The organism is uncultured Roseobacter sp. (genome assembly GCF_947496515.1).
GTDB lineage: Bacteria > Pseudomonadota > Alphaproteobacteria > Rhodobacterales > Rhodobacteraceae > Roseobacter.
This window is the reverse complement of sequence record NZ_CANMDB010000001.1, coordinates 487,066-513,925: the sequence shown is the minus strand read 5'-3', so window position 1 is coordinate 513,925 and position 26,860 is coordinate 487,066. Positions and strand designations below refer to the sequence as shown.

The 26,860-nt window shown below is 62.5% G+C and carries 29 protein-coding genes; 23 read left to right on the top strand and 6 right to left on the bottom strand.

The features are described from left to right. Window positions 1–44 precede the first annotated feature (44 nt). The 10 genes from Q1A53_RS02555 to Q1A53_RS02510 all read left to right on the top strand — a co-directional run bounded on the left by Q1A53_RS02555 (window position 45) and on the right by Q1A53_RS02510 (window position 7,935). Window positions 45–536, top strand: a complete 492-nt coding sequence (locus Q1A53_RS02555) for a tripartite tricarboxylate transporter TctB family protein (RefSeq protein WP_299962594.1) — start codon at window positions 45–47, stop codon at window positions 534–536. Next, on the top strand, window positions 533–2,047 hold the full coding sequence (locus tag Q1A53_RS02550) for a tripartite tricarboxylate transporter permease (protein WP_299962592.1): 1,515 nt from the start codon (window positions 533–535) through the stop codon (window positions 2,045–2,047). The genes Q1A53_RS02555 and Q1A53_RS02550 overlap by 4 nt, the downstream gene beginning before the upstream one ends. Before the next feature lie 195 nt (window positions 2,048–2,242). Beyond that, a complete protein-coding gene (locus Q1A53_RS02545) occupies window positions 2,243–2,620 on the top strand; it encodes a hypothetical protein (protein WP_299962590.1) in 378 nt (125 codons plus the stop codon). Further along, window positions 2,617–3,690 (top strand): Rieske 2Fe-2S domain-containing protein, encoded by a 1,074-nt coding sequence (locus Q1A53_RS02540; RefSeq protein WP_299962588.1) that lies wholly within the window; start codon window positions 2,617–2,619, stop codon window positions 3,688–3,690. Before Q1A53_RS02545 ends, Q1A53_RS02540 begins: the two co-directional genes overlap by 4 nt. Continuing rightward, entirely contained in the window at window positions 3,687–4,451 is a 765-nt protein-coding gene (locus Q1A53_RS02535; protein ID WP_299962586.1) for a hypothetical protein, read from the top strand. The genes Q1A53_RS02540 and Q1A53_RS02535 overlap by 4 nt, the downstream gene beginning before the upstream one ends. Continuing rightward, window positions 4,451–4,735 (top strand): hypothetical protein, encoded by a 285-nt coding sequence (locus Q1A53_RS02530; RefSeq protein ID WP_299962584.1) that lies wholly within the window; start codon window positions 4,451–4,453, stop codon window positions 4,733–4,735. Before Q1A53_RS02535 ends, Q1A53_RS02530 begins: the two co-directional genes overlap by 1 nt. A 238-nt stretch (window positions 4,736–4,973) precedes the next feature. Further along, on the top strand, window positions 4,974–5,678 hold the full coding sequence (locus tag Q1A53_RS02525) for an ABC transporter permease (protein WP_299962582.1): 705 nt from the start codon (window positions 4,974–4,976) through the stop codon (window positions 5,676–5,678). Next, window positions 5,672–6,385: an ATP-binding cassette domain-containing protein gene (locus Q1A53_RS02520; RefSeq protein ID WP_299963066.1), complete on the top strand. Its 714-nt coding sequence runs from the start codon at window positions 5,672–5,674 to the stop codon at window positions 6,383–6,385. Before Q1A53_RS02525 ends, Q1A53_RS02520 begins: the two co-directional genes overlap by 7 nt. Then, window positions 6,382–7,188 (top strand): substrate-binding domain-containing protein, encoded by an 807-nt coding sequence (locus Q1A53_RS02515; RefSeq protein ID WP_299962580.1) that lies wholly within the window; start codon window positions 6,382–6,384, stop codon window positions 7,186–7,188. The genes Q1A53_RS02520 and Q1A53_RS02515 overlap by 4 nt, the downstream gene beginning before the upstream one ends. Window positions 7,189–7,293: 105 nt before the next feature. Next, complete coding sequence (locus tag Q1A53_RS02510) at window positions 7,294–7,935, top strand: hypothetical protein (RefSeq protein ID WP_299962578.1); 642 nt, start codon at window positions 7,294–7,296, stop codon at window positions 7,933–7,935. Between the two features lie 145 nt (window positions 7,936–8,080). Here the strand turns inward: Q1A53_RS02510 and Q1A53_RS02505 are convergent, their stop codons facing one another. The 5 genes from Q1A53_RS02505 to Q1A53_RS02485 are packed head-to-tail and all read right to left on the bottom strand — an operon-like array spanning window position 8,081 to window position 12,542. Continuing rightward, entirely contained in the window at window positions 8,081–8,572 is a 492-nt protein-coding gene (locus Q1A53_RS02505; RefSeq protein ID WP_299962576.1) for a DUF6505 family protein, read from the bottom strand. Continuing rightward, window positions 8,569–9,270: a biotin/lipoate--protein ligase family protein gene (locus Q1A53_RS02500; RefSeq protein ID WP_299963064.1), complete on the bottom strand. Its 702-nt coding sequence runs from the start codon at window positions 9,268–9,270 to the stop codon at window positions 8,569–8,571. The genes Q1A53_RS02505 and Q1A53_RS02500 overlap by 4 nt, the downstream gene beginning before the upstream one ends. Further along, window positions 9,270–10,337, bottom strand: coding sequence for an Mrp/NBP35 family ATP-binding protein (locus Q1A53_RS02495; RefSeq protein ID WP_299962575.1), 1,068 nt, complete (start codon window positions 10,335–10,337; stop codon window positions 9,270–9,272). Before Q1A53_RS02495 ends, Q1A53_RS02500 begins: the two co-directional genes overlap by 1 nt. Beyond that, window positions 10,338–10,544: a DUF6494 family protein gene (locus Q1A53_RS02490; RefSeq protein ID WP_299962573.1), complete on the bottom strand. Its 207-nt coding sequence runs from the start codon at window positions 10,542–10,544 to the stop codon at window positions 10,338–10,340. 45 nt (window positions 10,545–10,589) lie between these two features. Further along, complete coding sequence (locus Q1A53_RS02485) at window positions 10,590–12,542, bottom strand: 4Fe-4S binding protein (RefSeq protein WP_299962570.1); 1,953 nt, start codon at window positions 12,540–12,542, stop codon at window positions 10,590–10,592. 311 nt (window positions 12,543–12,853) lie between these two features. Between Q1A53_RS02485 and Q1A53_RS02480 the strand changes: the two genes are divergently transcribed. The 12 genes from Q1A53_RS02480 to Q1A53_RS02425 all read left to right on the top strand — a co-directional run bounded on the left by Q1A53_RS02480 (window position 12,854) and on the right by Q1A53_RS02425 (window position 24,679). Then, a complete protein-coding gene (locus Q1A53_RS02480) occupies window positions 12,854–13,432 on the top strand; it encodes a DUF3305 domain-containing protein (protein ID WP_299962568.1) in 579 nt (192 codons plus the stop codon). After that, a complete protein-coding gene (locus Q1A53_RS02475; RefSeq protein ID WP_299962566.1) occupies window positions 13,429–14,055 on the top strand; it encodes a DUF3306 domain-containing protein in 627 nt (208 codons plus the stop codon). The genes Q1A53_RS02480 and Q1A53_RS02475 overlap by 4 nt, the downstream gene beginning before the upstream one ends. Then, on the top strand, window positions 14,052–14,660 hold the full coding sequence (locus tag Q1A53_RS02470; protein ID WP_299962564.1) for a molecular chaperone: 609 nt from the start codon (window positions 14,052–14,054) through the stop codon (window positions 14,658–14,660). The genes Q1A53_RS02475 and Q1A53_RS02470 overlap by 4 nt, the downstream gene beginning before the upstream one ends. A gap of 52 nt (window positions 14,661–14,712) precedes the next feature. Continuing rightward, window positions 14,713–14,904 (top strand): twin-arginine translocation signal domain-containing protein, encoded by a 192-nt coding sequence (locus Q1A53_RS02465; protein WP_299962562.1) that lies wholly within the window; start codon window positions 14,713–14,715, stop codon window positions 14,902–14,904. 84 nt (window positions 14,905–14,988) lie between these two features. Beyond that, entirely contained in the window at window positions 14,989–17,973 is a 2,985-nt protein-coding gene (locus Q1A53_RS02460; RefSeq protein ID WP_299962560.1) for a formate dehydrogenase subunit alpha, read from the top strand. A 14-nt stretch (window positions 17,974–17,987) separates the two neighbouring features. Then, entirely contained in the window at window positions 17,988–18,584 is a 597-nt protein-coding gene (gene fdh3B, locus Q1A53_RS02455; RefSeq protein ID WP_299962558.1) for a formate dehydrogenase FDH3 subunit beta, read from the top strand. A gap of 63 nt (window positions 18,585–18,647) precedes the next feature. After that, window positions 18,648–19,835, top strand: a complete 1,188-nt coding sequence (locus tag Q1A53_RS02450) for a formate dehydrogenase subunit gamma (RefSeq protein WP_299962557.1) — start codon at window positions 18,648–18,650, stop codon at window positions 19,833–19,835. Then, on the top strand, window positions 19,832–19,960 hold the full coding sequence (locus Q1A53_RS02445) for a hypothetical protein (RefSeq protein ID WP_299962555.1): 129 nt from the start codon (window positions 19,832–19,834) through the stop codon (window positions 19,958–19,960). The genes Q1A53_RS02450 and Q1A53_RS02445 overlap by 4 nt, the downstream gene beginning before the upstream one ends. Before the next feature lie 234 nt (window positions 19,961–20,194). After that, the gene (gene dctP, locus Q1A53_RS02440; protein ID WP_299962553.1) at window positions 20,195–21,181 is read left to right on the top strand and encodes a TRAP transporter substrate-binding protein DctP; all 987 of its coding nucleotides are present in this window, start codon (window positions 20,195–20,197) and stop codon (window positions 21,179–21,181) included. A gap of 60 nt (window positions 21,182–21,241) precedes the next feature. Next, window positions 21,242–21,790, top strand: a complete 549-nt coding sequence (locus Q1A53_RS02435) for a TRAP transporter small permease (RefSeq protein WP_299962551.1) — start codon at window positions 21,242–21,244, stop codon at window positions 21,788–21,790. Further along, window positions 21,790–23,106, top strand: a complete 1,317-nt coding sequence (locus Q1A53_RS02430; protein ID WP_299962549.1) for a TRAP transporter large permease — start codon at window positions 21,790–21,792, stop codon at window positions 23,104–23,106. The genes Q1A53_RS02435 and Q1A53_RS02430 overlap by 1 nt, the downstream gene beginning before the upstream one ends. A 28-nt stretch (window positions 23,107–23,134) precedes the next feature. Next, entirely contained in the window at window positions 23,135–24,679 is a 1,545-nt protein-coding gene (locus Q1A53_RS02425) for a malonyl-CoA synthase (RefSeq protein ID WP_299962547.1), read from the top strand. On the opposite strand, the gene Q1A53_RS02420 is transcribed toward Q1A53_RS02425, so the two are convergent. After that, window positions 24,639–25,463 (bottom strand): IclR family transcriptional regulator, encoded by an 825-nt coding sequence (locus Q1A53_RS02420; protein WP_299962545.1) that lies wholly within the window; start codon window positions 25,461–25,463, stop codon window positions 24,639–24,641. The genes Q1A53_RS02425 and Q1A53_RS02420 overlap by 41 nt on opposite strands. A 202-nt stretch (window positions 25,464–25,665) precedes the next feature. Between Q1A53_RS02420 and bhcA the strand changes: the two genes are divergently transcribed. After that, window positions 25,666–26,856 (top strand): L-aspartate--glyoxylate aminotransferase BhcA, encoded by a 1,191-nt coding sequence (bhcA, locus tag Q1A53_RS02415; RefSeq protein WP_299963062.1) that lies wholly within the window; start codon window positions 25,666–25,668, stop codon window positions 26,854–26,856. Window positions 26,857–26,860 lie beyond the last annotated feature (4 nt).

The following is a 26,860-nucleotide window of genomic DNA, read 5'->3' as shown; positions in this document are numbered from 1 at the left end:
GCCGGTCGGGGCGCTTATCGCGATCCGGGGGAGAGCAACAGCCCATGACGGAACGACAGGTGCAACTGCGTCTCGGTGTCGGTGCCATCGCGATGGCGCTGTTTCTGGCCGCGATTGCGATCCCGAACTGGGTGTCATCGCCCAGCAATGTGGGCAACATCGTGCTGTCGCCGCTCTTTTGGCCCTACGTGCTGGCGGGCTTTGCGGGGCTGACCGGGCTGGGCCTCGTGATCGCCGGCCTGCGGGAAGCAGCGCAGGACCCCGCGCCAGAGACGGACGATCATGCCCACGGCCCTGCATGGCGGCGCTTGGCGGGAATGGCCGTGTTCATGCTACTGACCATGTATGCCCTGCCGCGGCTTGGTATGGTGCTGACAACCATGCTGCTCTTTGCTGCAACGGCCTTTCTTGTGCGGACGCGGCACCCTGTGACAGCGGTCATCTGCGCGTTGCTGGTGCCGCTGGTGCTCTATGGGTTCTTTGCGCATGTGGCCGGTGTCGCCATCCCGCAGGGTGAGGTCATCAGGCTGCCATGAGCTTTCTTGACAGTCTCGCCGCGGGTCTCAGCCTCGTGGGTAATATCGAAGCTTTTCTGGCGCTCTTCATCGGCGTGGTGATCGGGGTGATCGGCGGGGCCATTCCGGGCATGTCGGCCACCATGGCCGTGGCACTGACGCTACCTTTCACCTTTGCGATGCAACCCATCACGGGGATCCTATTGCTGCTGGGGGTCTATAAAGGCGGGATTTTTGGAGGCTCGATCCCCGCGATCCTGATCAAGACACCCGGGACGCCTGCTTCCTCGGCCACCATTCTCGACGGGTACCCGCTGGCGGAGCGCGGCGAGGCGGGCCGCGCCCTTGGTATGGCGCTCTGGGCCTCCTGCACGGCGGATGTGATCTCCAATCTGGCGCTCATTCTCTTTGCCGGGTGGCTGGCAAGTTTCGCGCTCAGCTTCGGACCCCCGGAGTTTTTCACCCTGATCCTGTTCTCGCTGACCATCATCGCCGGTGTCTCGGGCGACAGCCTGCTGCGCGGTGCGCTTTCGGCGCTGTTGGGGCTGCTCTTGGCAACCATCGGGCTGGATCTGGTTTACGGCACCAACCGGTTCACCTTCGGCGATCCCAACATGATGGGCGGGCTCAACTTCATCGCCGTGCTGATCGGGCTTTTCGCCATCCCTGAGATCCTCGCCATGGTCTGGCACCCGACCGCGCATGTGGGCAAGACCCGCAGTCTCGGCAAGAACTGGGTGAGCTTTGCCGACTACCGTCGCAGCTTCAAATCCATCGTGCGGGGCAGTTTCATCGGCGTCTTTCTGGGCTCGATCCCCGGCATCGGGGCAGCTCCTTCGGCCTTTCTGAGCTACTCCGAGGCGCGCCGCACCTCCAAGAACCGCGAGAACTTCGGCAAGGGAGAGATCGAAGGGGTCGCCGCGTCCGAGGCGGGCAACAATGGCGTGGCGGGGGCCACGCTGATCCCGCTTTTGGCGCTCGGCGTGCCGGGGGATGTGATCACTGCGATCATCATCGGCGCCTTCATGATCCACGGGCTGCAGCCCGGACCCATGATGTTTATCTTGAACGTCGACATCATATACGGGCTCTTTATCGGGCTGATCGTCAGCTCGCTGTTTCTGTTCATGGTGGGCTCCGTCGCCATTCGCGGCTTCAAATATGTGGCCGATCTCCCGCGGCGGATCCTGATCCCCGCCGTGCTGGTGCTGTGCATCTACGGTGTCTTTGCGGTCAACAATAATATCTTCGATGTGGGCGTGATGTTCGCCATGGGCTGGGTCGGTTTTGTCATGATGCGCTACCGCGTGCCACCCGCACCTTTCCTCATTGCGTTCATCCTCGGACCGCTGCTGGAGGATAACTTTCGTCAGGCCATGCTGATGTCGGGCAGCGATCCCACCATCCTGATCCGTGGCCCGATCACCTGGTTCTTCTGGGCCATGACAGTGGTCACGATCGTGGCGATCGTGCGCGCAGGTGTCGGCGCATTCAGGCGGGGTCCGGGGCGCGGGCGCGCGCCCGAAGCGTAGCGTGATGTCATTTCTGCATCATTGCGGAGAAAAAATGCTCGAATCGTTTGGCGAAACGGCGAAAATTCGTACACCCTTAAGCGGTATAATAGCGGCCCATCCAACCATGCGCTGCAATCAAGAGCGGGGACAGCCTTTCGTGAGGGCACCAACGCATGACCGGGCATCACGGCGCCCGACACCGGAGTGCCTTCCATGAGCCAGGCCGAAGCAATCCTGATGGGCCTGCGCGTCTGGGGTGGTATCGGCGCGGTGGTAGCGGCGGCCTTCCTGACCATCGGTATCGACCGGATCGATGCGGATGCGCGGGGTGCTTACGTGTTCCGGCCCTTGTTGATCCCGGCGGTGCTGGTGATCTGGCCGTTGGTGCTGTGGCGCTGGTATCTCTACGAGACAGGGCGCGTGCACTGGCATGGGCGCTATGATCCGCCTCGCCGCTCGCACTACCTCGTGGGTTGGCTCTTGCCCATCGGTATCTGCGCATTGATCGTCACGGGCCTGCTGCAACGACAAAGCTGGCCTGCCGATGTGGCGCCTGTTCAGCTGTCGATACCGACGGAGGCGGTGGAGTGAGCGTCAAATACGTCCCCGTCCAATGGAACCCGAACAAGTATCTCTACGATGCGGTAATGCTGACTGGGGTGGGGCTGTTTCTATACGTGTTCCTCTATGCGGCCCCGGGTCTGCTGAGCCACGAGCGCCCTATAAATCAGCAGATCCACAACGCCCGCGCCTTTGGGGCATGTGCCTTCGTCATGCTCACCGTGATCCTGTGCATCGGGCCACTCGCCCGGCTGGACACGCGCTTTCTTCCGTTGCTTTACAACCGCCGACACTTTGGCGTGATGACCGTCTTTGTGGCGCTGACCCACGCGGGCTACGTGGTGGATTGGTACTTCGCCTTCTCGCGCTGGAACAAGTTCGAGGCGGTGCTTTTTGCCAACACTAGCTATGGCCAGCTTGCCGGGTTCCCGTTCGAGGCATTTGGGATCTTTGCGCTGTTTACGCTGATCCTGCTGGCTGTCACCAGTCACGATTTCTGGTTGAAATTTCTGGGTCCACCCCTGTGGAAGGCGCTGCACTACATGATCTACCCAGCGTATCTGTCGCTGGTAGCGCATGTCTCACTTGGCATCCTGCTCGATCAGCAAAACCATGTGTTCACGGCAATTTTTGCGGGCTGCGCTGGCACCGTCGGCGGTCTGCATCTGCTGGCTGCGCTAAAGGAACGCCGCATCGATCGGACCCGCAGCGGTGGCAAGGGCGGCTGGGTGCATGTCTGCGATGTCTCCGAGATGCGCGACGGCTTTGCCAAGGTCAAGCTGCTCGCCAGTGGGGAGCGGGTCGCGGTATATCTCAATGACGGCGCGCTCAGCGCGATCTCCAACGCCTGTGCGCATCAGAACGGCCCCTTGGGCGAGGGACGCATCATCGACTGTCTGGTGACCTGTCCCTGGCACGGATTCCAGTATGACGTGACCAATGGCCGGTCTCCGGCACCCTTCACGGAAAAAGTACCCACGTATAACTTGCGGCTCGACGGCACCTCCGTTCTGGTGCACGCGCGGCCCAATGCGCCCGGCACCTATGTGGAGCCTGTGCCGCTGCCCGGGACTGCCCCTGAGACGGAGGCGATGGCATGAGCGATCCGCGCAAGCACGGCTTCTTCGTCGGTTACTTGCCGATCCCGCCCGCACTGCGGGGGTTCCTGCTGGTCATCTGCGTGCTGCTGATCTCCGGGCTAGCGGGGTTCGGGCTGGCACTCGGCACTGCGCAGGATGATCCGGGGCAGGGGGCGTTTCGCTTTGACTATGGCCGTCAGACTGTCACCGGTGTGGTGGAGCTGACGCCCTATCCTCTGTTGCGGGTGACGATCGGCAACGAGCGCATCCCCGAGGGTCACACGCTGATGCTGGCCGGTGGCGGCAAGACAAATGTGGAAAACCGCGCCATTCCGCTGGAGGGTCAGTTGGCGCAGGTGTCCGGGGTGATGTTGCAACGCGGTGATCTGGATATGCTGCAGTTGCGCGGCGGCGCGGACGGGATCAGCGCGGCGGAAGGTGTAGCCCCCCCCATGGGCACCGTGCCGCTGGGGCGCTGGCAACTGGCGGGCGAGATATGTGATGGCAAATGCCTTTCAGGCGCGATGCGGCCGGGGCGCGGCCTCGCGCATAAAGCCTGCGCCAACCTGTGTCTGCTGGGCGGGGTGCCACCGGTTTTCGTCTCCACCCAGCCTGTGGACGGGTCGGAATTCCTGCTCATCACAGGCCCGGAGGGCGATCACCTGCCGGAGACAGCCTACGACTATGTGGCGCAATATGTCTCGCTCGAAGGCGAGGTAGAGCGGCGCGGAGATCTTCTGGTCCTGAGGATGGATCCAAACACCCTGCGGGTACTGGACTGATGCGCCGCATCTTGATGCTGGTTGTCGTGACGGTTCTGGCGCTCGTGCTCTTTTACCTCTCGCACTTCTGGTTTTTATCGCTTTGGGATCGGGCGGGCCTCTTCGGACAGGAGGCGCTGCGCCCGCAGGGCGATCTGCTCAGCCGCTGGCTGCGCGGGACGCAGGCCGCGCCTTTTGATCTGGTGATCTGGGCAATTGGGTGCTTTGTGATCCTGAGCGGCGCTCAAAAGCTCCATGATCTGCTCAGCCCATCCACGCCGTCCGAGCCGTCAGAGGATCCCTAGGGTCACGACCTGCAGATGTAGCGTCATGGCTCTGACAGGGTTGCGGCCCGGTGGCATCTAGCGGCTTTGGCAGTCTTGATACCCGTCGACCGCGCGCGGTGACCCCCCCCGTGGCTAACTCAGCAGGCGGGCCAGCCAAACGCAGATCGCAGCACCCCCATCGCGTTGCGCCCTCCCGCTGTCTGTCTTAGGACAACAGGACAGATAAGCGCGCGTGGCAAAGAGACCGGCCTGACATATGAACGACATCTACGACGGGCTGCACGCGGCGTTTTGGCTGGTGGTCACCCTTGACGCTCAACTGATCGAAATCTCGCTGCGCTCCCTTCAGGTGAGCCTGACCGCGCTGGTCATCGCCTCCGCGATCGCGCTGCCTCTGGGCACGTTCCTTGCCATCCGGCGGTTCCGTCTGCGGCGGCTGACGATTTCCCTGCTCAACGCGTTGATGGGTTTGCCGCCCGTGGTCGTGGGGCTGATCGTTTACATCCTGCTGTCGCGCTCTGGGCCCTTTGGTGTGCTGGGGCTGCTCTTTACACCCACGGCGATGATCATCGCGCAGGTGATCATTATCACGCCGCTCATCGCCTCGATCACCCATCAGGCCATGCGCGAGCTTTGGGCGGAATACCACGATCTGCTGATCTCGCTGAACACCAGCGGCGGCCAGCGGGTCCGGACGCTGATCTGGGACGGGCGGCGCACGCTGCTGACCGCAGCGCTCGCAGGCTTTGGCCGCGCCATCGGTGAGGTGGGAGCCATCATGATCGTCGGCGGCAACATCGATAACGCCACCCGCGTGCTGACCACGGCCATCGCGCTGGAGACCGGCAAGGGTGACTTTGCGCTCGCTCTGGCTTTGGGATTCGTGCTGATTGCCTTGGCCATCGGCGTCAATATCGCCATTCACTGGTTGTCACGCACAGAGAGCGAGGGCCGCTGGTGAGCATCCTGCCTCTGACATTACGCGATGTGTCGGTCCGGCGGCGCGGCAAGCGGCTGATCGGGCCGGTGGACCTGCGTCTCGATGGCGCCGGCCTCACGATGATCCTCGGTCCGAACGGCAGCGGCAAGACGACGCTGTTGCGGGTCATGCACGGGGTCGAACGGCTCAGCTCCGGGGCGGTCGTCTGGTCGGTGCCCGACGTGCAGGCGCGCCACCGGCAGGCCTATGTGTTCCAGACCCCGATCATGCTGCGCCGGTCTGTCGCGGACAATCTGGCCTATCCGCTTAAGCTTGCTGGTACGCTGCGGTCCGAGGTGACCGAACGTACCGCCATCTGGGCCGAGCGCATCGGTCTGGCCGACCGGATGAGCCTGCCCGCGCCCCGTCTGTCGGGGGGCGAAAAGCAAAAACTGGCACTGGCTCGCGCGCTCATTCGGGCGCCGGATGTGTTGTTCCTAGATGAGCCATGTGCCAATCTTGACGGTGCCTCCACAGGAGAGATCGAGGCGCTGTTGCATACCGCTTTGGCACAAGGAACCCGGATCGTCATGACGACCCACAACCTTGGGCAGGCGAAGCGGCTGGGCAATGAGGTGATCTTTATGCTGCGGGGGCAGATCCATGAGCAGGGCTTGGCGGAGCGGACCTTCGATGCGCCTCAGACCCCCGAACTCGCCGCCTTCTTCAGAGGAGATATCATCCCGTGATCCCCCGTTTTCTTGCCCTGATCATCGCGCTGGTCTTTGCCTCCGCCGCGGCGGCCGAAACCCTGCGCATGGCGGTGACCACATCCTTTGACAACTCGGGTCTGTCGGACGTGCTGCTGCCCGCCATCGAGCGGGACATCGGTCTGGAGGTGCAGCTTCTGGTTGTCGGCACCGGGCAGGCCCTGCGTTTGGGCGAGGCCGGCGATGTGGATGCGATCCTAGTTCATTCCCGCGCGGCCGAGGAAGCCTTTGTCGAGGCGGGTTACGGCACCCACAGACGAGAGATCATGTATAACGACTTCGTGCTGATCGGCCCGCTGAGCGATCCTGCCTCCGTGGCCCTTGCGGGGTCGGTCCGTGATGCCCTGGGGCGGATCGCCAGAGAAGAGCCCGCCTTTGTCAGCCGCGGCGATGACAGCGGCACCCACAAGAGGGAACTGGCCCTGTGGCAGGAGGCTGACTTTGACGCAGCCGGGTTCGGAAGCTGGTACAGAGAGGTCGGCGCGGGCATGGGCGCGAGCCTTAACACTGCCGCCGGTCTGGACGCCTATATCCTCGCGGATCGGGCCAGCTGGCTCAACTTCGGCAACAAGGCGGGTCTGACGCTTCTCTACGCGGGCGATCCCGCGCTCTTCAACCAATACGCCTTCCTGCCCGTGAACCCAGAGCGCCACGACCACGTGCGAGCCGACCTCTCCGCGCAACTGGAAGACTGGCTCACCGGACCCCGGGCGAAGGAGCTGATCGACGGGTACATGATCGACGGCGAGACGCTGTTTACCTTCAACGCGGAGGTGGAGTGATGGATGCGGGTGGCGGGTGGATCTCCTTGGACGATACCCAAAGGATGCTTTTCATCATAGTGATCTGATGTCAGTTTCGAATTCTAAATGTAGGAGCATGCACGCATGTCATGGGAGGAGACTTCGATCGAAGACTGGACCGAGATTATATCTGACGCTTTTGATCAATTAGACGATCCTGTCGGTCTGAGCCTTGCTCGGTTCAACCTAATTCCGCTCGGATTTGAGGGCAGTTGCTTGACGCATAGTGGATCGCTTCGCGTTGATGGTGACTTTACCCCATCTAGTCGAGCAACCGCTATTTTTGGTGATCTTGAGGTGAGCGGACGTATCTCCACCGAGGAGGTCGACGGTGGAGATGGCAATGCAACCCTCCTGGTGTTGGGTAGACTAACTTGCAAGACGCTGGTTAACGACTGGGCAAGCCTTATTCTGGTTTCTCAAGATGTCGTTGTTAGTGAGTGGGCACTGGCCAGCCGTGAGGATTCGTCGTTCGTAGTAGGGGGTGATTTCAGCACACCGCTTTTTGTTGGCTATGATATCCCTGTTACCGTTAGGGGTGATGCCAACATCAAGGCTGGGATCGGGTATGCTATGAAGATGGATGCAAAGGGGGACGACGATTTTGACCGCCGTACCCTGCCAGAACTTGACAGCGAAGCAACCGAGCGAGTGCTTAAACTGGGTCCCGACGATTGGCTCGATGATCGGTTTTACGAAACTGGGACAATTCTTCCTCAAGACTGACGGTCTGCATGGTGAAGTCAGCGACATTGGCGGTTTGAATTAGAAAAAACCCGCTGTCATGAAATCTCAAAGATCGCTTTGTCCGCAAAACAAGCCTCTACACAACTAGCAATCAAGTAAAATGCAGCGGGACACCCCCTAGAGCTCAGTGCCCCGGTTCGTCGTCCAGTGATCCATGGATGGCGAATTGCTCGATCCCGGCCTCCTGTGGCGCGATCACTCGGTAGCTTTCCTTGACACCGGCCTCCGTCAGCTCTCGTGTCACCGTGAGCAGGGTGTTGGTGTCCTGATCTTCGCAAAGCGCCATCATCTGCGCGATCTCTTCCCGGGCCACGCTGGTGGCCGCGTCAAGTGACGGGGCGCCGTAGACCTCTACGAAATGCTGCGCCAGCGCCTCTGCCAGTGCATCACGCTCGACAGGCTCGATCGCGGTCACGGCGACGCAGCTTGCGCGGCCAAAGGTCTCAACCCCCAGCCAGCCGTTGGTGAAGGCCTGTTTGGCCTTCCCGGTCAGATCGCCGTCCGTCCAGTTGGAGAACTCGAACCCGCCCGAGATGCACCATTCCCCGGTGCGCGCCGGGCTGTGAAAGACGCGGGTGTCGCTGTCGTCGAAATGAATGGCGCGGGCGAGCTTCACGAGGTCTCCTCCAGTATATCCGTCAGCGGGATGATCTGCGCATCCCCGTCTTGCTGCAACAGCAAACCGAAGTCTTCGTCAATGCCGCGGAAGGTGCCGCTGTAGGCCGACAGCGACAGCATATCACCCAGCCCATGGGCGAGACCCGTCCAGGTGTCATGGACCGGGCGCACGCCTTCCGCCTCCCAACGGTTGATCCACACCAGCGTGTGGCGCAGCCAGGCCCCGAGCAGATCGCCCGGGTCAAGATCGCCGCATCCTTCCGCAGCCAGCGTGGTCTCATCCGGTGTCAGCCCGGTCTCCTCCGTGTCGGAGCGCATATGCAGGTCCAGAGCCACGACAAGCCAGCTGGGCAGGGCGTCGGGATCGCGGGAGGCGGCGGCAGAGCGCAGCGCACCGCAGCGTGCGCCATTCAGGCGCAACCCGCCCTGCCATTCCAGATGCAGTGATACCTCGGGAGGCGCCACTGCACCGAGCGCGTTCTGAAAGCCGATCCCGCAAATGGGCTGCATGATCATCGCCTGCCGAAGCGGCACCTCGGGCGCAAAGACGATGGCCGCGCGCAGTGTGTCGGGGCCAATATCGTAAAGCACCAGCCCCGCATCACAGCCCGCTGCGGCCTCGGTGCAGGCCGCGGCAAAGGGATCGGCACCCGCCGTTGCCCGACCGTCAAAGAGCGGCGGAAACAGCGGTGTCATCATGCCTTGTCATCGGCCAGCAGCGCCCGGGCCACCGCGCGAAAAGCGCCTGCCTGCGGGCTGTCGGGCTTGGAGACGACGATGGGCGCGCCGCCGTCTGCGGCGAGCCGGATATCCAGATGCAGCGGGATTTCCGCAAGCAGCGGCACGCCCAGCTTTTCCGCCTCCGCCGCGACGCCACCATGGCCAAAGACGTGTTCCTCGTGACCGCAGTTGGAGCAGATGTGGGTGGACATATTCTCGATCATCCCAAGGATCGGCGTGCCCAGCTGGTTAAACATGTCGATGCCCTTGCGCGCGTCCAACAAGGCCACGTCCTGCGGGGTAGAGACGACGATGGCGCCATCCACCTGCGCCTTTTGCGCCAGTGTCATCTGTACGTCGCCCGTGCCGGGCGGCAGATCCACGATCAGCACGTCGAGCGCGCCCCATTGTACCTGGGTCAGCATCTGTTGCAGCGCGCCCATCAACATCGGACCGCGCCAGACGACGGCCTGATCATCATTGGTCATCAGACCGATAGACATCATGGTCACACCATAATTGCGCATCGGCAGGATGATCTTGCCATCGGGGGAGGCGGGCCGCCCGGAGACGCCCAGCATCCGCGGCTGGCTTGGCCCGTAAACATCCGCATCGAGCAGGCCGACCCGGCGCCCTTCGGCGGCCAGCGCGCAGGCCAGATTGGCCGCAACCGTGGATTTGCCCACGCCGCCCTTGCCCGAGGCGACGGCAAGGATCCGGTCGATGCCGGGGACCTTTTGCGGACCTTTGGGGGCCGCGCGCTGCGGCTTGAGGTCGGGCGGTGCGGCAGGCGTGCTGTGCGCTGTCATTACGACAGAGACGGTTCCCACCCCGTCAAGCGCTTTGACGGCGGTTTCGGCCTCAGCCTGCACCGGCGTGTAGAGATCGGCTTGGGAGGGCGGTACTTCCAGCACGAAACGCACCGCGCCCTCATCCCCGACGGTCAGCGCCTTGATCAGCCCGGCGGCCATGATGTCGCTGCCCGAAATCGGGTCGCTGACCGTCTTGAGCACAGTCAGCACGTCTTCTCGTGTCGGATGCATTCAGCCAGCCTCGTCGCTGCGACCGGTGATGTGTCCTGTCACCACATGCTCCAGATCCAGCCCGTCTATGCTCAGCACGACCTTTGCCTCGTAGGTCTGACCGGCGGTGTCGCCCGCGGTGCGCATCGCCTCTTCAATGGCCTGCTGCGAGGTCACGCCGACCTGCTTGAGAAACTTGCGCATGGACATGTTGAAATCATCGCTCATGGGATGGCTCCTTTGGGTTGGGGATCTGTCGGGCGGCCGAACCGCTCAGTGATCCTTGCGTTTGGTGAAATAGTCATCCGAGGTGCGCACCCGGGGGCGCGGCGCACCGGCAAAGGGCGAGTTTTCCGAATGGGCCTGTGCCTGGATGCGGCAAGTGTCGCACATCTGGATCATTCGCGCGGCCTCGCCGCTGGCGAACATCGCGTGTTTGCCGGCAAGTTTTTCCATGATCCGCTCCACCGTCGATTTCGACCCAAAGAGCTTGCCGCAATCGACGCAGGCAAAGGGCTCTTCTTCATGCACCACCCGCTGCGTAAAGGCGGCATCGGTCAGGTCCAGTTGCGGTGCGAGCGTGATCGCGTCCTCCGGGCAGATGGTGGCGCAGATGCCGCATTGCAGACAGGCATCCTCCTGAAAGCGCAGCTGCGGTTTGTCGGAATTGTCGCCGAGCGCGCCCGCAGGGCACAAAGACACGCAGGACAGGCACAGCGTACAGGCATCTTTGTCCACCAGGATGGCGCCGTAGGGTGCCGCATCGGGCAGGGCAATCTGCTCCGCCTCTGGTCTGAGCGCCTTCGCCGCGAGACGGGTCACCTGACGGCGGTTTCCCAGCGGCAGGATTGGCTCGGTCGTGGCCACGGCGGAGGTCTGTGCATAAAGCGCGTCGCTCAGCGCATCGGGATTTGCCACATCCAGTAGCCGCAGCGTCTCGTCACCGGCGATGGCGCAGGCCAGTGCGGCTTCGCGGGCGAGCGTCTCGCGGTCGCTCTTGGGGGCTAGCAACACCTGCACCTCCGTAAAACCGCTGGCGCGTGCGGCCAGCATCTCCGCATGACCGAAACTCGCCAGCGCAGGCAGAGACAACGGCACCACGTCGGCGGGCAGCCCGCGTCCGTGACGCGCGGCCAGCGCGATCATCTCGCGACCAAATACGTCATCGTGGACGAGCAGCCGCGGGGCTTCTCCGCCCGCCGCCCGGAAGGTGCTGGCCAATGTGTGCAAACGGGCAAACACCGACGCCACCGGTGGCGCGTCATAGCTGATTGCACCGGAGGGGCAGAGCGCCGAACACGCACCGCAGCCAGCGCAAATGAGCGGGTCCACCGACACGTGGTCGCCCGCTGATGTAATCGCGCCCGTCGGACACACATCGAGACAGTTGGAGCAGCCCGTTTGCTCGGCCCGTGAATGGGCGCAGAGCGTCTCTTCCAACCGGACATAGAGCGGTTTTTCAAACGTGCCCACCATCTGTGAGGCCTCGAGCACGGCGGCAGCCACTGCAGGTTGGCTGCCGGGGTCTGCGCGCAGATAGCCGTCGCGTTTCTCATGTGCGGGGAACAACGGTGCACCGCCGCTGAGATCGAGGATCAGATCACACGCGCTTTGGGCGCCGTCGCGGGGTTCCGTCCAGCTTGCCTGTCGCCCGCCTGCGACCTGTTGACGAAAGCCGTCGATGCGCAGCGCAAACTGACCCAGTGTTCCCTGCGCGCGGGCGAGCGTCCCCGACACCACATCAAAGGGCTGGCCCGGGTCATTTTCGGGGAGCGTCGTCGACAGCAGGGTCACCGCCAGCACGCCGCTGAGGTCGCGCGCCGCTTTTTGCGCCACCTCGCCGGACCCGATGATCAGACACACGCCTTCGGACACGATATCAATCGTGCGCTCCGGGGGAGAAGTGATCAGTGCTTCCGCGGCGAGTGCTGCCATCTTGGGCGCGCTGTCGTCACCTTCATCACTCCAGCCCGCGCGGTCGCGCAGATCGACGAACCTGGGAGCTGGCGCATCTGCATCAACCGCCAGTTCCTCGAAAAACCGCGCCTCCTGCTGGCAGGCCATCACCACCGGCCCCTCGATCATCATCTCAGCGACGTGGGCGGCATCGGCACCGCAGGCATGGGTCAGGATCCGGCTGCAGGACACACCTGCGGCCTCTGCGATCGTCTCGCCGTCCACAGGCTGGCTGCTCAAACAGTCGCACAGGATCAGTTTCGGCGTCATTGGTTTCCCCCCGGCGATATGCTCGTTTTGGCATACCGCTCACATTCGGCACACAGAAAGGCAGGAAATCCCGCCATGGTAAACCGGAAAAGCCACGCGAACCGTCATATCAACGCGCATGAGACGCCAGCGCGACCCCAGGTCGCGGCCACGTCCCCCGAAAATCGATAAAATTCAACCGTGTCGCGTCGTTAAAGCAGGTGCTGCGGGTGCATCTACTACTAAAGATGTAGAGCGGTGAAAATGATTTTGGTGAATACTGCTGCATACCCGCCAATGCGCGGTCACAGTGCGAATTCTCCAGAGGTGTAATGCCTGCAATCGTTTATCCAGATGCGCAATCTATCGCGCTCGGTGTTGTAATGCGCCGCGCACCCGGCGTCACCGCCTGGGTCAAGTGGGTCTGGCGGGCTTCCGCGGTCCTGCCAGGGGCCGCGCAGGCCGACTGGAAGCTGTTGCGTGAAGAGGGCAAGGCCGCAGAATACCACGCGACGACGCGTGACGTCTGGCTTTATGTTTCTGATACCGAGGCCTACGCGCATGAACTGCAAGCGGCGGTCCCGTCGGTTTACGTGATCCTGCGGCCCGATACTGCGGGCCGGGCGTCCGGCAAACCGGATATCCTGACCGTCACGGCCTCACCCTACGAGGCGCAGGATTACTCGGACAGTGGCGAAGAACAGGTGGAACGGGTGGCCATGCCGCCTGCCGTTCTTGGCTGGGTTCAGGCGTTTGTCGCTCAACACCATGCGGAGGAGTCCTTCGTCAAACGCCGCCGCGACAAGCTGCGGACGGACAAGTGGCAGGCCGGGATCGGTGATGCGAGGATCTCGCAAACGGCGGATGTCTACCGGGCACCAATGTCACGGCTGCCGGGGGGCGATACATGACCGCCGCTGGATCCTTCTGGACACGCCGCCGCGAGGCGGTTGCCGCGGAAGCCGCCGCCGACGCTCAGGCCGAGCGGACAGCCGCGGCGGAAGCCGAGCGTGCGACACTGGCCGAGCGGGACGATGCGGAGGTTCTGGCGGAGATGGGCCTGCCTGACCCAGCAGAAATGGCAGCGGGCGATGATTTTGCGGCCTTCATGACCGAGACGGTGCCGCGGCATCTGCAGAACAGGGCGCTGCGTCAGCTCTGGCGCAGCAATCCGGTGCTGGCCTGTGTCGACGGTCTTAATGAATACGACGACGACTACCGCGCCGCGATGCTGGCAGGGGGACCGATCCAGACTGCTTACCAGGTCGGCAAGGGCATGAAGGCACATCTGGAGAAAATGGCGGAGGAGGCGCGCGAGGCGGAACGCGCCGCTGAGAATGAGGTAGCGGAGGAAGAGATGGAAACGACGGAGCTTTCGCCTGTCGTGGCCGAGACATCGGATACCCAGGACCCACCCGAGGCAACTGTCGCTGTTGAGCCGGTTGAGGACCCAGTTGCGGCGGCACCAGATGAGGCCGCACCGCCCCCGATGCCGCGCCGAATGCAATTTCATTTTCAAGGAGATGAAGCATGAATGTCGCCGCGCAACCCATTGAGATCGCAGAAGAAGATCGTCTCCGGGCAGATATCTACAACTATCTGGGACTGCTCTTGGCGCGCCCCGCAGATCAAATGCTGCTCGACCAGACAGCGCATCTGCAAGGTGATGACAGCGCTCTTGGTCAAGCGATCAGTGGCCTTGCGCGGGTGGCAAAGGTCTCCAAGCCTGCTGCGGTGGAGCGCGAGTTCACAGCGCTTTTCATCGGACTGGGGCGGGGGGAGCTTTTGCCCTATGCCAGCTATTACCTCACCGGGTTTCTCAACGAGAAGCCGCTGGCGCAGTTGCGCCGGGACATGGCAGCGCACCAGATGACCCGTTCCGAGACCTGTTTTGAGCCCGAAGACAGTATGGCGGCCCTGATGGAGATGATGGGGGGCATGATTGTCGGCCGGTTCGGCGCTGCGGCATCGCTGGCGCACCAGCGAAACTTCTACAATAGCCATATCGCCCCCTGGGCCACGCATTTCTACAGCGATCTGGAGGCGGCGAAATCGTCGATCTTCTACGCCAGTGTCGGTGCCGTGGGTAAGGCCTTTATGGAGGTCGAGAAGGAAGCCTTCCGAATGACCACATCGTAGATCACATGATGACCGCGGGACGCCGCGTATCAGAGATAAAAGGAGACTGAGAATGAGCAAGAAACCACAGGATGAGGCAAGCCGCCGGGACTTTTTGAAGCTGGCGGGCACCGCAGCACCCGCCGCTGCTGCCGTGGCGTTGGCAAGCGGCGCACCGGCAGAGGCCGCAGAGGTCAATCCGGCGTCGGATACCATGCAGGACACGGCTCATACCCGCGCTTATTTCGACAGCGCGCGCTTCTGACAAATTAAGGGCGCGGACACCCGCGCCCTGACTTTTACATTTCACGACCCAGCCACCTGATGAGGGGCAGCAAGGGAGGATACAATGCTTAGAAAAAAGACCAATTCGGTCACTCAACGCGCGGGCCGGACATCCGTTCTGGATAAAGCGGCGAGCACATCGGTAGACCGGCGGGCATTTCTGCGCGGTTCCGGCCTTGCCATCGGTGGACTGGCGGCGATTTCGGCCACGGGCGGCGCGGTCACACAGGCCTCTGCCGCGACGGCGGCGGCGGCAGGTACGGTTGAGACGATCAAATCGGTCTGCACGCATTGCTCCGTTGGCTGCACCGTGGTGGCAGAGGTGTCCAACGGCGTTTGGACGGGGCAGGAGCCCGGCTGGGACAGCCCATTCAACCTGGGCGCCCATTGCGCCAAAGGGGCCGCGGTTCGGGAGCACGCGCACGGCGAGCGCCGCCTCAAGTACCCGATGAAGAAAGAGGGCGGTGAGTGGAAGCGCATCTCCTGGGAACAGGCCATCGACGAGATCGGCGACCGGATGATGAAGGTGCGGGAGGAAAGTGGCCCGGACAGCGTCTATCTGCTGGGCTCGGCCAAATCGAATAACGAGCAGGCCTATCTCTTCCGCAAATTCGCGGCTTACTGGGGCACCAACAACGTCGACCACCAGGCGCGCATCTGCCACTCGACCACCGTTGCGGGCGTTGCGAACACGTGGGGCTACGGCGCCATGACCAACAGCTACAACGACATGCACAATTCCAAGGCGATGTTCCTGATCGGCGGCAACCCCGCCGAGGCGCACCCTGTGTCGCTGCTGCATATGCTGAAGGCGAAGGAGCAGAATAACGCCCCGCTGATCGTCTGCGATCCGCGGTTCACCCGCACGGCGGCCCATGCCGACGAATATGTCCGTTTCCGTCCGGGCACAGACGTTGCCCTGGTTTGGGGGATCCTGTGGCACATCTTTGAGAACGGTTGGGAAGACCAGGAATTTATCCGGACCCGCGTCTGGGGCATGGATCAGATCAAGACCGAGGTGGCCAAATGGACACCCGAAGAGGTCGAGCGGGTCTCAGGCGCACCCGGCAGCCAGTTGAAACGGGTTGCGCGGACACTGGTGAACAACCGGCCGGGCACCGTCATCTGGTGCATGGGTGGCACGCAGCACACCAACGGCAATAACAATACGCGCGCGTATTGCGTGCTGCAGCTGGCGCTCGGCAACATGGGCACGGCAGGTGGCGGCACCAACATCTTTCGCGGCCACGACAATGTGCAGGGTGCTACGGACCTCGGCGTTCTGGCGAACACATTGCCCGGGTACTACGGCCTCAAACCAGGCTCCTGGGCGCATTGGGCGCGGGTCTGGGAAGAGGATCTTGACTGGCTCAAGACCCGCTTCTCCGTCATGGAAGGCGCTGGCAAGGACGGCGGCGACCGTCTGATGATGAACGAGACGGGCATCCCCGTCAGCCGCTGGATCGACGGCGTGCTGGAAGATAAGGAGAACATCGACCAGCCTGACAATACCCGGATCATGTTCCTCTGGGGGCACGCGCCAAACTCGCAGACCCGTCAGAAGGAAATGAAGACGGCGATGGAGAAGCTCGACACCATGGTGGTGGTTGATCCCTATCCAACCGTTTCCGCCGTGATGCAGGACCGTGAGGATGGTGTCTATCTGCTGCCCGCCTGCACCCAGTTTGAAACACGCGGATCGGTGACGGCCTCGAACCGGTCGCTGCAATGGCGCGATCAGGTGGTGGAGCCGCTGTTTGAATCGCTGCCCGATCACACGATCATGTCCATGTTCGCCAAAAAGCTGGGCTTTCATGACAAGCTCTTCCGCAATATCGCGGTTGAAGGCGACGAGCCGGTGATCGAGGACATAACCCGCGAATTCAACAGGGGCATGTGGACCATCGGCTACACCGGGCAGAGCCCGGAGCGCTTGAAGACGCACATGGCCAACCAGCATACCTTTGACCGTACCACGCTGCGGGCCAATGGCGGGCCGGCGGACGGGGACTTCTATGGGATGCCATGGCCTGCCTGGGGCACTCCGGAGATGAAACACCCCGGCACCGCGAACCTCTATGATATGTCGCTGCCCGTGGCCGAGGGCGGTCTTGCCTTCCGCGCGCGCTTTGGTGTGGAGCGGGACGGAGAGAACCTGCTGGCCGAGGGTGTCTCCAACCCTGGTGCGGAGATCCAGGACGGTTACCCCGAGTTCACCATGCAGATGCTGCAGGACCTTGGCTGGGACGGGGATCTGACGGCGGAGGAGCGTCGGTCGATTGAACGTGTCGCCGGGTATCTGGAAGAGGAGCAGCCCACGGCAGAGGTTGGCGAGAACTCGCAACAGGGTCCATACCCGTCCGACTATCAGGACCGCGTTGGCGGTGTGAACTGGAAGACAGATCTCTCGGGCGGTATTCAAAGGGTCGCGATCAAGCACGGTTGTGCGCCCTTCGGCAACGCCAAGGCCCGCGCCGTGGTCTGGACGTTCCCGGATCCTGTACCGGTACACCGCGAGCCGCTTTACACCAACCGCCGCGATCTGGTGGCCGATTACCCGACCTACGAAGACAAGAAGTTCTGGCGCTTGCCGACGATGTACGCGTCGATCCAGCAGCAGGACTTCTCGGCTGACTATCCCATCGTGCTGACCTCCGGGCGGCTCGTGGAATACGAGGGCGGCGGGGATGAGACACGCTCCAACCCCTGGCTGGCTGAATTGCAGCAGGACATGTTCATCGAGGTCAATACGCGCGATGCCAACAACCTTGGCGTGCGGGACGGTGATGACGTCTGGGTCGAAGGGCCCGAGGGCGGAAAGGTCAAGGTGAAAGCGATGATCACCGAGCGGGTCGAAGCAGGCGTGGCCTTCATGCCCTTCCACTTTGGCGGGCATATGGAGGGGCGCGATCTTCGGGACAAATATCCCGAAGGCGCCGATCCCTATGTCTTGGGGGAGTCCACCAACACCGCCCAGACCTACGGCTATGACAGCGTCACCCAGATGCAGGAGACCAAAGCCACTCTCTGCAAAATCTGGGTCGCATAAGGGAGCATTGAACAATGGCCGCAAGAGCTAAATTTCTCGTCGACGCCGAGCGCTGTATTGAATGCAACGCCTGTGTCACCGCCTGTAAAAACGAGCATGAGGTGCCCTGGGGCATCAACCGCCGCAAGGTCGTCACGATCAACGACGGCTCTCCGGGCGAACGGTCGATCTCGGTCGCCTGCATGCACTGCTCGGACGCGCCCTGCATGGCCGTCTGTCCGGTGGATTGTTTCTACCAGAACGAAGAAGGCGTCGTGCTGCACTCCAAGGATCTGTGCATCGGCTGCGGATACTGCTTTTACGCATGCCCCTTCGGCGCGCCGCAGTTCCCGCAGGCGGGCAACTTCGGATCGCGCGGCAAGATGGACAAGTGTACGTTCTGCGCCGGTGGCCCGGAGGAGAACAACTCCTCCGCCGAGTTCGCCAAATACGGGCGCAACCGGATCGCCGAAGGCAAACTGCCCATCTGTGCGGAGATGTGCGCGACCAAAGCACTGCTGGCGGGCGATGGCGACACCGTCGCCAATATCTACCGCGAGCGTGTCGTGGCGCGCGGCTTCGGCTCCGGCGCCTGGGGCTGGGGAACCGCCTACGACCAGAAAGGCGGTTGACGCCGATCCCCGGGGCAGTGGAGAACCGCTGCCCCGATCATCCTTACCATTCAGGAAGCTTCGATGCTGCGTTTTCTAAGTGTTTTGGTGTTGTCGCTGTGTCTGCCACTGCTCGCGCAGGCACAGGAGGCAGGCGCTCCGCCGGTGGACAGAACGGCCACGGGTGGGGCGCAAACGCTGGAGGACATCCTGCGTCGTCAGGAAGGCATCCAGGTTGATGACAGCTTTCGCTCCGACCTGACGGGCGATCCGGCGGCGGCTGCCGCCACGACAGAGCAGTTGGGCACCCGTGGCGGGGCGTCCGACCCTGATCTGTGGCGCGGGCTGCGCTTTGATACCGCCGATGTCACAACGCAGGTGCGCGGCCCCGCGGCGGAGGTGCTGATCCAGGATGGCGGCATGTCCTGGCTTCTCTTTAGGGAGGGGCCGCTGCTGACCTACGGCGGCGCGCTGTTGGGCGGTATGATCTTGCTGCTGGCGATCTTCTACCTGATCCGCGGTCGGATCCGCATCGACGGAGAGAAGACGGGCAAGACGATTCTGCGGTTCAAGTCCATTGAACGCTTTGGTCATTGGCTGCTTGCGGGGTCCTTCATTCTGCTGGGGATCACCGGGCTGATTTCGCTGGCGGGGCGCAAGCTGCTGATACCGGCTTTTGGACATGAGGCCTTTGCCACTGTCGCGGTGGCGTCGAAATGGGTTCATAACAACGTCTCTTGGGCATTCATGCTGGCGCTGGTGCTCGTGTTCATCTTCTGGGTCGTGCACAATCTGCCTGACCGGACCGACATCAACTGGATCCTCAAGGGCGGCGGCATCTTCGGTGGCGGCCACCCGCCCGCCAAAAAGTTCAATGCCGGGCAAAAGCTGATCTTCTGGTCCGTGATCATCCTGGGTGCGTCGATTTCCGCCTCTGGTCTTTCGCTGCTGTTCCCCTTCGAGCTACCGATGTTCGCGGCGACTTTCGAAAAGCTGAACGCCCTCGGACTGCCGCAATTGATCGGGCTGGGAGAGTTGAACACGGCGTTGGCCCCGCATGAGGAAATGCAGCTGGCGCAGCTGTGGCATGCCATCGTCAGCTTTGTGCTGATGGCGATCATCATCGCGCATATCTACATCGGCTCGGTCGGTATGGAGGGCGCCTATGCGGCCATGGGCGACGGCGAGGTTGAGCTGCAGTGGGCCCGCGAGCATCACAGCATCTGGGCTGAGGAAGCCGAGCAGGAACAGACGAAGGCAGCTCGCACATGAGAGAGATGGTATTGGCAGCCCTTGCCATGGCGGTGATCTCCGTGGGTGCCTTTTACGGGCTGCATGAAGCGGGCTTTTCCGCAGCAGACCGTACCGCAGGCCAGGCCGTTCGGCTGAGCGACTAGCATCTCTCCAGATGTTCTGAGCGGCCAAAGCCCGGTTCGGGCAGCGGCGATGGGCCCCGGCATTGGGCGGGACAGCCATTGCGGTTGTCGGCTCGGGCCGCTCTGTCAGGTGAGGGGTTTGCGCGGCCCGTCGATGACCTTTCGATGATCACAAGAATGTTGACAGAACCCGGGTTGCGCTAAATGTTCGTGATATCGCCGGGCCTTACATCACCGGCAGTCTGGGAGGACATCATGAAAAAAACCCTGCTTTCCGCAGCGCTGGCTGCGGGCCTTGCATCCGTGTCGGTCACGGCTGAAGCGACCGAACTGCGCCTGTCGCATCAGTGGTCGGCACAGGACGTGCGTCATCAGGTGGCGCAGATGATCGCCGATGACGTCGGCGCGGCGGATGTGGATCTCGACATCCGCATCTTTGGCTCGCAGTCCCTCTTTAAGGCGCGTGAGCAGTATAAACCGCTCAGCCGCGGTCAGCTCGACATGACGGTGCTGCCGCTCAGCTACGCGGGCGGTCAGCAGCCTGCCTTCAACCTCACGCTGATGCCGGGGCTGGTGAAGAACCACGACCATGCGGCACGCCTCTCCGACAGTCCCTTCATGGAGGCGCTGGAGGCCAAGATGGCCGAGGATGACGTGATGGTGCTGGTGCACGGCTATCTGGCGGGCGGTTTCGTCGGCAAGGAAAGCTGCATCACCAGCCCCGATGACGTGGCGGGCCAGCAGACCCGCGCCGCTGGCAAAGCGTTTGAGCAGATGCTTGCAGGGGCAGGGGCCTCGATCGCGTCCATGGCCTCGTCCGAGATCTACAACGCCATGCAGACAGGCGTGCTGACGGCGGCGAATACCTCTTCGGCGTCTTTCGTCTCCTACCGCATTTATGAGCAGGTCGCCTGCTACACGCCTGCCTCCGACATCGCACTGTGGTTCATGTATCAGCCCTTGCTGATGAACAAATCCACTTTCGATGGGCTCAGCGAGGCGCAGCAGACCGCTTTGCTGGAAGCGTCTGCCAAGGCGGAGGCCTTCTATCTCGAAGAGGCCAAGAAGCAGGATGCGGAATCGGTCAAGGTGTTCGAGGATGCCGGGGTCGAAATTGCCCAGATGACGGCTGAGGATTTTGCCGCCTGGCAAGCGGTCGCGCAGGAGACATCCTTCAAGGCCTTCGTCGAGGAAGTCCCAGACGGGCAAAAGCTGCTCGACATGGCGCTTGCTGTAGATTGACCCAAGAGCGGGGCTGTCCGATGACCGCCCCGCCATCCTTTTGAGCATCAGGACATCCTCATGGCAGGTCATGACACCGCGGCACCCCCGCAGGTCGGCAACCATCCCTTTGTGCGCGCTGTCGCAGCCCTTTCCACGGTCGCCGGTTGGTGCTCTGCGGCGATGATCGTCGCGGCCGTTGGCATAACCTGCCAGATGATCTTTGTCCGGTTCGTGCTGAACGGCTCGACCGTCTGGCAGACGGAGATGGTTGTCTATCTGGTGATCGCCGCGACGCTGGTGGGGCTGCCGTACGTGCAGCGGTTGCGGGGCCATGTGAATGTGGATCTGATCCCGCTGGCACTGCCGATGGTCGCACGGCGAGCGCTTGCGGTGCTGACCCTGTCGCTCTCCATCATCATTATCGGGGTGATGCTGTGGTACGGCTATGACTACTGGCATTTTGCGTGGGACCGCGGCTGGCGCTCCGACACGGTCTGGGGCGTGCGGCTGTGGATCCCTTATCTGGCGCTGCCCGTGGGCTTTGGCCTGCTGTTGCTGCAGCTGATCGCGGATCTGGTGGGCGTGCTGACCCGCGCCGAGGCGCCCTTCGGTCTGGAGGACAGCTGATGGATCCGCTCGTCCTTGGGGTCTTTGTCGCGCTCGCCACCATCATCGTCCTTTTCTCCGGCGTCTCTGTCGCCATCGGCTTGCTCATCGTCTCGGCAGGGTTTCTGATGGTCTTTGACGGGATGCGCAGTCTGGAGCTGATGCCGGAGATCCTGTTTGGCAAGCTCAACAATTTCGCGCTTCTGTCGATCCCGATGTTCATCATCATGGGAGCCTCCATCGCGTCGACGCGGGCGGGGGCGGACCTCTACGAGGCGCTGGAGCGCTGGCTGACGCGGGTGCCTGGCGGGCTCGTGATCTCCAACCTCGGGGCCTGCGCGCTCTTTGCGGCCATGTCCGGCTCCAGCCCTGCGACCTGTGCAGCCATTGGCAAGATGGGCATCCCCGAGATGCGCAAGCGCGGCTACCCGGACGGGGTCGCCGCAGGCTCCATCGCAGCCGGCGGTACGCTGGGCATCCTGATCCCACCGTCCGTCACCATGATCGTTTACGGGATCGCGACGGAGACGTCGATTGGCCGCCTGTTTCTCGCAGGCGTCATCCCGGGGTTATTGCTGGTGGCGCTTTTCATGGTGTGGTCGCTCTATTCCACATGGGCGTCCGGCAACACCAGCGTACTGTCCTCTGGCAGCTATAGCTGGCGTCAGCGACTGGAGATCCTGCCCCGCGTGCTGCCGTTCATCGGGATCATCATCGGGGTGCTCTATGCCATGTACGGCGGCATCGCCACGCCATCGGAGACGGCGGCGGTAGGTGCGCTCCTGTGTCTGCTGATCGCCATGGTGATCTACCGGCTGTGGAGCCCGCGTGCGCTTTGGCACGTCTTGCGCGACAGCACCAAGGAAAGCGTGATGATCCTCTTCATCATCGGGGCGGCCGGCGTCTTTTCCTACATGCTGTCGAGCCTCTTCATCACCCAATCCATCGCCGAATGGATCGGCACGCTGGAGGTCAACCGCTGGGTGCTAATGGGCACGGTGAATGTGTTCCTGCTGGTGGCGGGGTTCTTTCTGCCACCCGTCGCGGTGATCCTGATGGCGGCCCCCATCCTGCTGCCGATCATCACCACCGCGGGGTTCGATCCCATCTGGTTCGCCGTGGTGCTGACCATCAATATGGAGATCGGGTTGATCAGCCCGCCCGTCGGCCTCAACCTCTATGTCATCAACGGGATCGCGCCCGACATCTCGCTGCGCACGATCCTGATGGGGTCGCTGCCTTTCGTGGCCTGCATGGTGATCGCGATTTTGCTGCTGTGCCTCTTTCCGGGGTTGGCCACATGGTTGCCCGATGCGGTCATGGGACCATCTTTCTAGGGCAGTCTGTGACAGGAAAGGACGAACGATGGCAAACCCGCTTTATGATGCGCTTTTTGCTCCGCACGCGGCGAGCGATGCGCCTTTTCTGATTGACGCAGAGGGGTCTATCCTGACCTACGGCGCTTTTCTCCAGATGGCGGGACGATACGCCGCCGCGTTTCACCGGATGGGGCTCGCGCCCGGGGATCGCCTGGCATTGCAGGCGGAAAAGTCGCCTGAGGCGCTGGCGCTCTATGCCGCGGCGGTTCAGACGGGCGTGGTCTTTCTGCCTCTGAATACCGGATACACGGTGGCGGAGCTTGAATACTTCGTAAGCAACAGCGGTGCGCGGCTGCTGATCTGCGATCCGGCCAAGTCGGAGGCTTTGGGCGCGGTAGCCGAAGCGGCTGGCGCGCGGTTGGAAACGCTTGACGCGCGGGGGCAAGGGTCGTTGACCGACAGGGCTGCGACCTTGAAGTCGTCAACAGAGACGGCAGCGCGCGCACCGGATGACCTTGCTGCTTTGCTCTACACCTCGGGGACAACCGGGCGCTCCAAGGGTGCGATGATGAGCCAGGACAACCTGTTGTCCAACGCCCGGACGCTGACCGACCTGTGGCAGTTTACAGCAGAGGACGTGCTGCTCCACGCCCTGCCGATCTTTCACACACACGGGCTTTTCGTGGCGAGCAACGTCACGCTGATGGCGGGCGGATCCATGATCTTTCTGCCGCGGTTCGATCTGGATCAGGTGATCGCGCTGCTGCCGCAGGCCACGACCATGATGGGCGTGCCGACCTTCTACACCCGTCTGCTCGACGACGACTGCTTCACCGGCGATCTGACGGCGCGGATGCGGCTCTTTACCTCCGGCAGCGCGCCGTTGCTGGCCGAGACGCACAACCGCTTTGAAGCGCGCACCGGTCACCGCATCCTTGAACGCTACGGTATGACAGAGACGAATATGATCACCTCCAACCCCTACGATGGCGCGCGCCGGGCGGGCACGGTGGGGGTTCCGCTTCCGGGGGTCGAGGCAAAGATCACCGACCCTGAGACGGGCGAGACATTGCCCGATGGTGAGATCGGCCAGATCGAGGTGCGCGGCCCTAACGTCTTTCAGGGGTACTGGCAGATGCCCGAGAAGACCCGGGAAGAGCTGCGCGAGGATGGCTTCTTTATCACCGGTGATCTCGCACTCGTGGATGATCAGGGCTACTTTCAGATCGTCGGTCGCAACAAGGATCTGATCATCTCCGGCGGCTACAATATCTACCCCAAGGAGGTCGAGGCGGTGCTCGATGCGCAACCCGGCGTCAAGGAAAGCGCCGTGGTTGGTGTGGCGCATCCGGATTTTGGGGAGACGGTCGTGGGCTTCATCGTGGCCGAGGGAGCGGCGGAGCCGGAGCTGGACGCCATCGCGGCAGAGGTCGCCGAGGCCTTGGCGCGTTTCAAGCATCCCCGCAAACTGATCGTGCTACCAGAGCTGCCGCGCAACACCATGGGCAAGGTGCAAAAAAACGTGCTGCGCGAGGAATACGCAGATCTCTTCACTGGCCGAGAGGCGCCGCGCCCCCAATCAAACGGGTGATCTGGGTGGCGGCATCCGCCACCATCCCCCCCAGTTCGGGTACACGCAGCGCATCAAACCGCGTGCTGGGCCCCGAGATCGACACACCCGCGCAGGGCTCGCCGTGCTCGTCGTAGATCACGGCACCGATGCAGGACATCCCACCATGCCGTTCTTCCCCGTCAAATGACCAGCCCCGCGCCCGGCTGACGGCGAGATCGGCAAAGAGCGCCTCGGCGCTCACCAGCGTCCGGTCGGTGAAGCGCGTGAGACCAGCCGACATCAAGAGCTTGCGCGCACGCGTCTCCGGCAGGGCCGACAGAATGGCCTTGCCGGTGCCGGAGGCGTGCATCGCCGTTCGAGTGCCGCGGGCAAAGAAGGCGCGGATGGGGTTGGCGGTTTCCACCTGCCCGACAAAGACCACCTCCGCCCCGTCCGGAATGGCGAGGTTTGCGGTCTCGCCCGTCTTTTCCATCAAGCTGCGCATGACAGGGCGGCTGACCGTGCTCAGGCCGGTGCGGTTCATGAAGGACGCACCGGTGCGATAGGCCTCGATCCCGATGGCCCAGGCCTGCTCCTCTTCATCGAAGGTCACAAAGCCGTGTTTCTGCAAGGTGGTGAGGATCCGGTGCGTCGTCGCGGTGGGTATGCCCAAAATCATCGCCGCATCGCTCAGCGTCAGGCTGCCCGCCTCTGCGACCGCGGTCAGGACGCCGAGGGCACGGTCGAGCGACTGCAGGGTTCCCGCGCTGCTCTCGCGAAAGACAGATTTGGGGCGCCCGCGGGGGCGTTTCTTTGGGGTCACGGCAAGCTCCTCATCGGCTTTTACAAACGATGACGCGATGAAAAATAATTTCAAGAGCGCTGATGAGACCGAAAATGAAAAAGGGATATGTCATCCAAAGCAAGGACATAGGTATTTTCGAACTATAGTGAAAAATATTTTCGAGAAAATTGCGACCCGGACGCTATCTGATATTCTACCGCTGGCTGAGGAGGAGATCGTGATGTCAGAGCAGAACCCCGTATTTATCCCAGGACCGACCAACATCCCCGACCGGTTGCGTGCTGCGATGAATATGCAGACCCGCGATCACCGCGCACCGGACTTTGTCGAAACGCTGGCGCCCGTGCTGGAGGATACCAAACGCGTTTTCGGAACGTCTGAAGGTCAGATCATCACCTTTCCGGCGAGCGGGACGGGCGGTTGGGAGGCGGCGATCTGTAACACGCTCAGCCCCGGCGACCGCGTTCTGGTGGGGCGATACGGGATGTTCAGTCACCGCTGGATTGATCTGTGTCAGCGTCACGGGCTCCAGGTTGACATCATCGACTGTCCTTGGGGCATGGGCGCGCCAGCGGATCAGTTCGAGCAGGCTCTCAGCGCCGATAAATCGCATCAGATCAAGGCGGTGCTTGTCACTCATAATGAAACAGCGACCGGCGTTGTGTCTGACATCGCGGCAGTGCGTGCGGCCATGGATGCGGCAAGCCACCCCGCGATGCTGTTTGCGGATTGCGTCAGTTCGCTGGCGTCCATGCCGTTCGAGATGGATGCCTGGGGGGTGGATATTGCCGTCTCCGGCTCGCAAAAAGGGTTCATGCTGGCGACCGGGATGGCGATCCTCGGCGTCAGTCCAAAGGCAATCGCGGCGATGGAGACCGCGCAGCTGCCACGGACGTTTTTTGACTTTCGCGACATGCTGACGTCGAACAAGGCCGGGGGCTATCCCTATACGCCGCCGCTGCAACTCATTTACGGGCTGCGGGAAAGCCTCTCGATGCTGTTCGAAGAAGGTCTGGAGAATGTCTACGCACGGCACTTTCGCCTCGCCGAAGGGGTCCGGCGGGCCGTTGATGCTTGGGGGATGCGCCTCGTGGCCAAGGACCGGTCGCTCTACTCGAATACGGTCAGCGCGATCTATGTGCCCGACGGGTTCGACAGCAATCAGCTGACCGATCAGGCCTTCAACGCCTATGGCGTGTCCTTTGGCGTGGGCCTTGGAGAGATGAATGGCAAGGCGTTCCGGATCGGGCATCTGGGCAGTCTGACGGATGTCATGACTCTGTCCGGGCTGGCCACAATCGAGATGGCGATGGCCGATCTGGACTATTCCGTTGAGCTCGGAAGCGGGGTTGCGGCAGCGCAGGGGTACTTCCGCCAGCACCGTAGCGCCTTTGTTCAAACTGCAGCCTGAAGGG

Coding starts and splice junctions, on each gene's coding strand:
- Q1A53_RS02555 (WP_299962594.1), top strand. CDS start 45: ATGACGGAACGACAGGTGCAACTGCGTCTCGGTGTCGGTGCCATCGCG.
- Q1A53_RS02550 (WP_299962592.1), top strand. CDS start 533: ATGAGCTTTCTTGACAGTCTCGCCGCGGGTCTCAGCCTCGTGGGTAAT.
- Q1A53_RS02545 (WP_299962590.1), top strand. CDS start 2,243: ATGAGCCAGGCCGAAGCAATCCTGATGGGCCTGCGCGTCTGGGGTGGT.
- Q1A53_RS02535 (WP_299962586.1), top strand. CDS start 3,687: ATGAGCGATCCGCGCAAGCACGGCTTCTTCGTCGGTTACTTGCCGATC.
- Q1A53_RS02530 (WP_299962584.1), top strand. CDS start 4,451: ATGCGCCGCATCTTGATGCTGGTTGTCGTGACGGTTCTGGCGCTCGTG.
- Q1A53_RS02525 (WP_299962582.1), top strand. CDS start 4,974: ATGAACGACATCTACGACGGGCTGCACGCGGCGTTTTGGCTGGTGGTC.
- Q1A53_RS02510 (WP_299962578.1), top strand. CDS start 7,294: ATGTCATGGGAGGAGACTTCGATCGAAGACTGGACCGAGATTATATCT.
- Q1A53_RS02500 (WP_299963064.1), bottom strand. CDS start 9,270: ATGACACCGCTGTTTCCGCCGCTCTTTGACGGTCGGGCAACGGCGGGT.
- Q1A53_RS02495 (WP_299962575.1), bottom strand. CDS start 10,337: ATGCATCCGACACGAGAAGACGTGCTGACTGTGCTCAAGACGGTCAGC.
- Q1A53_RS02490 (WP_299962573.1), bottom strand. CDS start 10,544: ATGAGCGATGATTTCAACATGTCCATGCGCAAGTTTCTCAAGCAGGTC.
- Q1A53_RS02485 (WP_299962570.1), bottom strand. CDS start 12,542: ATGACGCCGAAACTGATCCTGTGCGACTGTTTGAGCAGCCAGCCTGTG.
- Q1A53_RS02480 (WP_299962568.1), top strand. CDS start 12,854: ATGCCTGCAATCGTTTATCCAGATGCGCAATCTATCGCGCTCGGTGTT.
- Q1A53_RS02475 (WP_299962566.1), top strand. CDS start 13,429: ATGACCGCCGCTGGATCCTTCTGGACACGCCGCCGCGAGGCGGTTGCC.
- Q1A53_RS02470 (WP_299962564.1), top strand. CDS start 14,052: ATGAATGTCGCCGCGCAACCCATTGAGATCGCAGAAGAAGATCGTCTC.
- Q1A53_RS02465 (WP_299962562.1), top strand. CDS start 14,713: ATGAGCAAGAAACCACAGGATGAGGCAAGCCGCCGGGACTTTTTGAAG.
- Q1A53_RS02460 (WP_299962560.1), top strand. CDS start 14,989: ATGCTTAGAAAAAAGACCAATTCGGTCACTCAACGCGCGGGCCGGACA.
- fdh3B (WP_299962558.1), top strand. CDS start 17,988: ATGGCCGCAAGAGCTAAATTTCTCGTCGACGCCGAGCGCTGTATTGAA.
- Q1A53_RS02450 (WP_299962557.1), top strand. CDS start 18,648: ATGCTGCGTTTTCTAAGTGTTTTGGTGTTGTCGCTGTGTCTGCCACTG.
- Q1A53_RS02445 (WP_299962555.1), top strand. CDS start 19,832: ATGAGAGAGATGGTATTGGCAGCCCTTGCCATGGCGGTGATCTCCGTG.
- dctP (WP_299962553.1), top strand. CDS start 20,195: ATGAAAAAAACCCTGCTTTCCGCAGCGCTGGCTGCGGGCCTTGCATCC.
- Q1A53_RS02435 (WP_299962551.1), top strand. CDS start 21,242: ATGGCAGGTCATGACACCGCGGCACCCCCGCAGGTCGGCAACCATCCC.
- Q1A53_RS02430 (WP_299962549.1), top strand. CDS start 21,790: ATGGATCCGCTCGTCCTTGGGGTCTTTGTCGCGCTCGCCACCATCATC.
- Q1A53_RS02425 (WP_299962547.1), top strand. CDS start 23,135: ATGGCAAACCCGCTTTATGATGCGCTTTTTGCTCCGCACGCGGCGAGC.
- bhcA (WP_299963062.1), top strand. CDS start 25,666: ATGTCAGAGCAGAACCCCGTATTTATCCCAGGACCGACCAACATCCCC.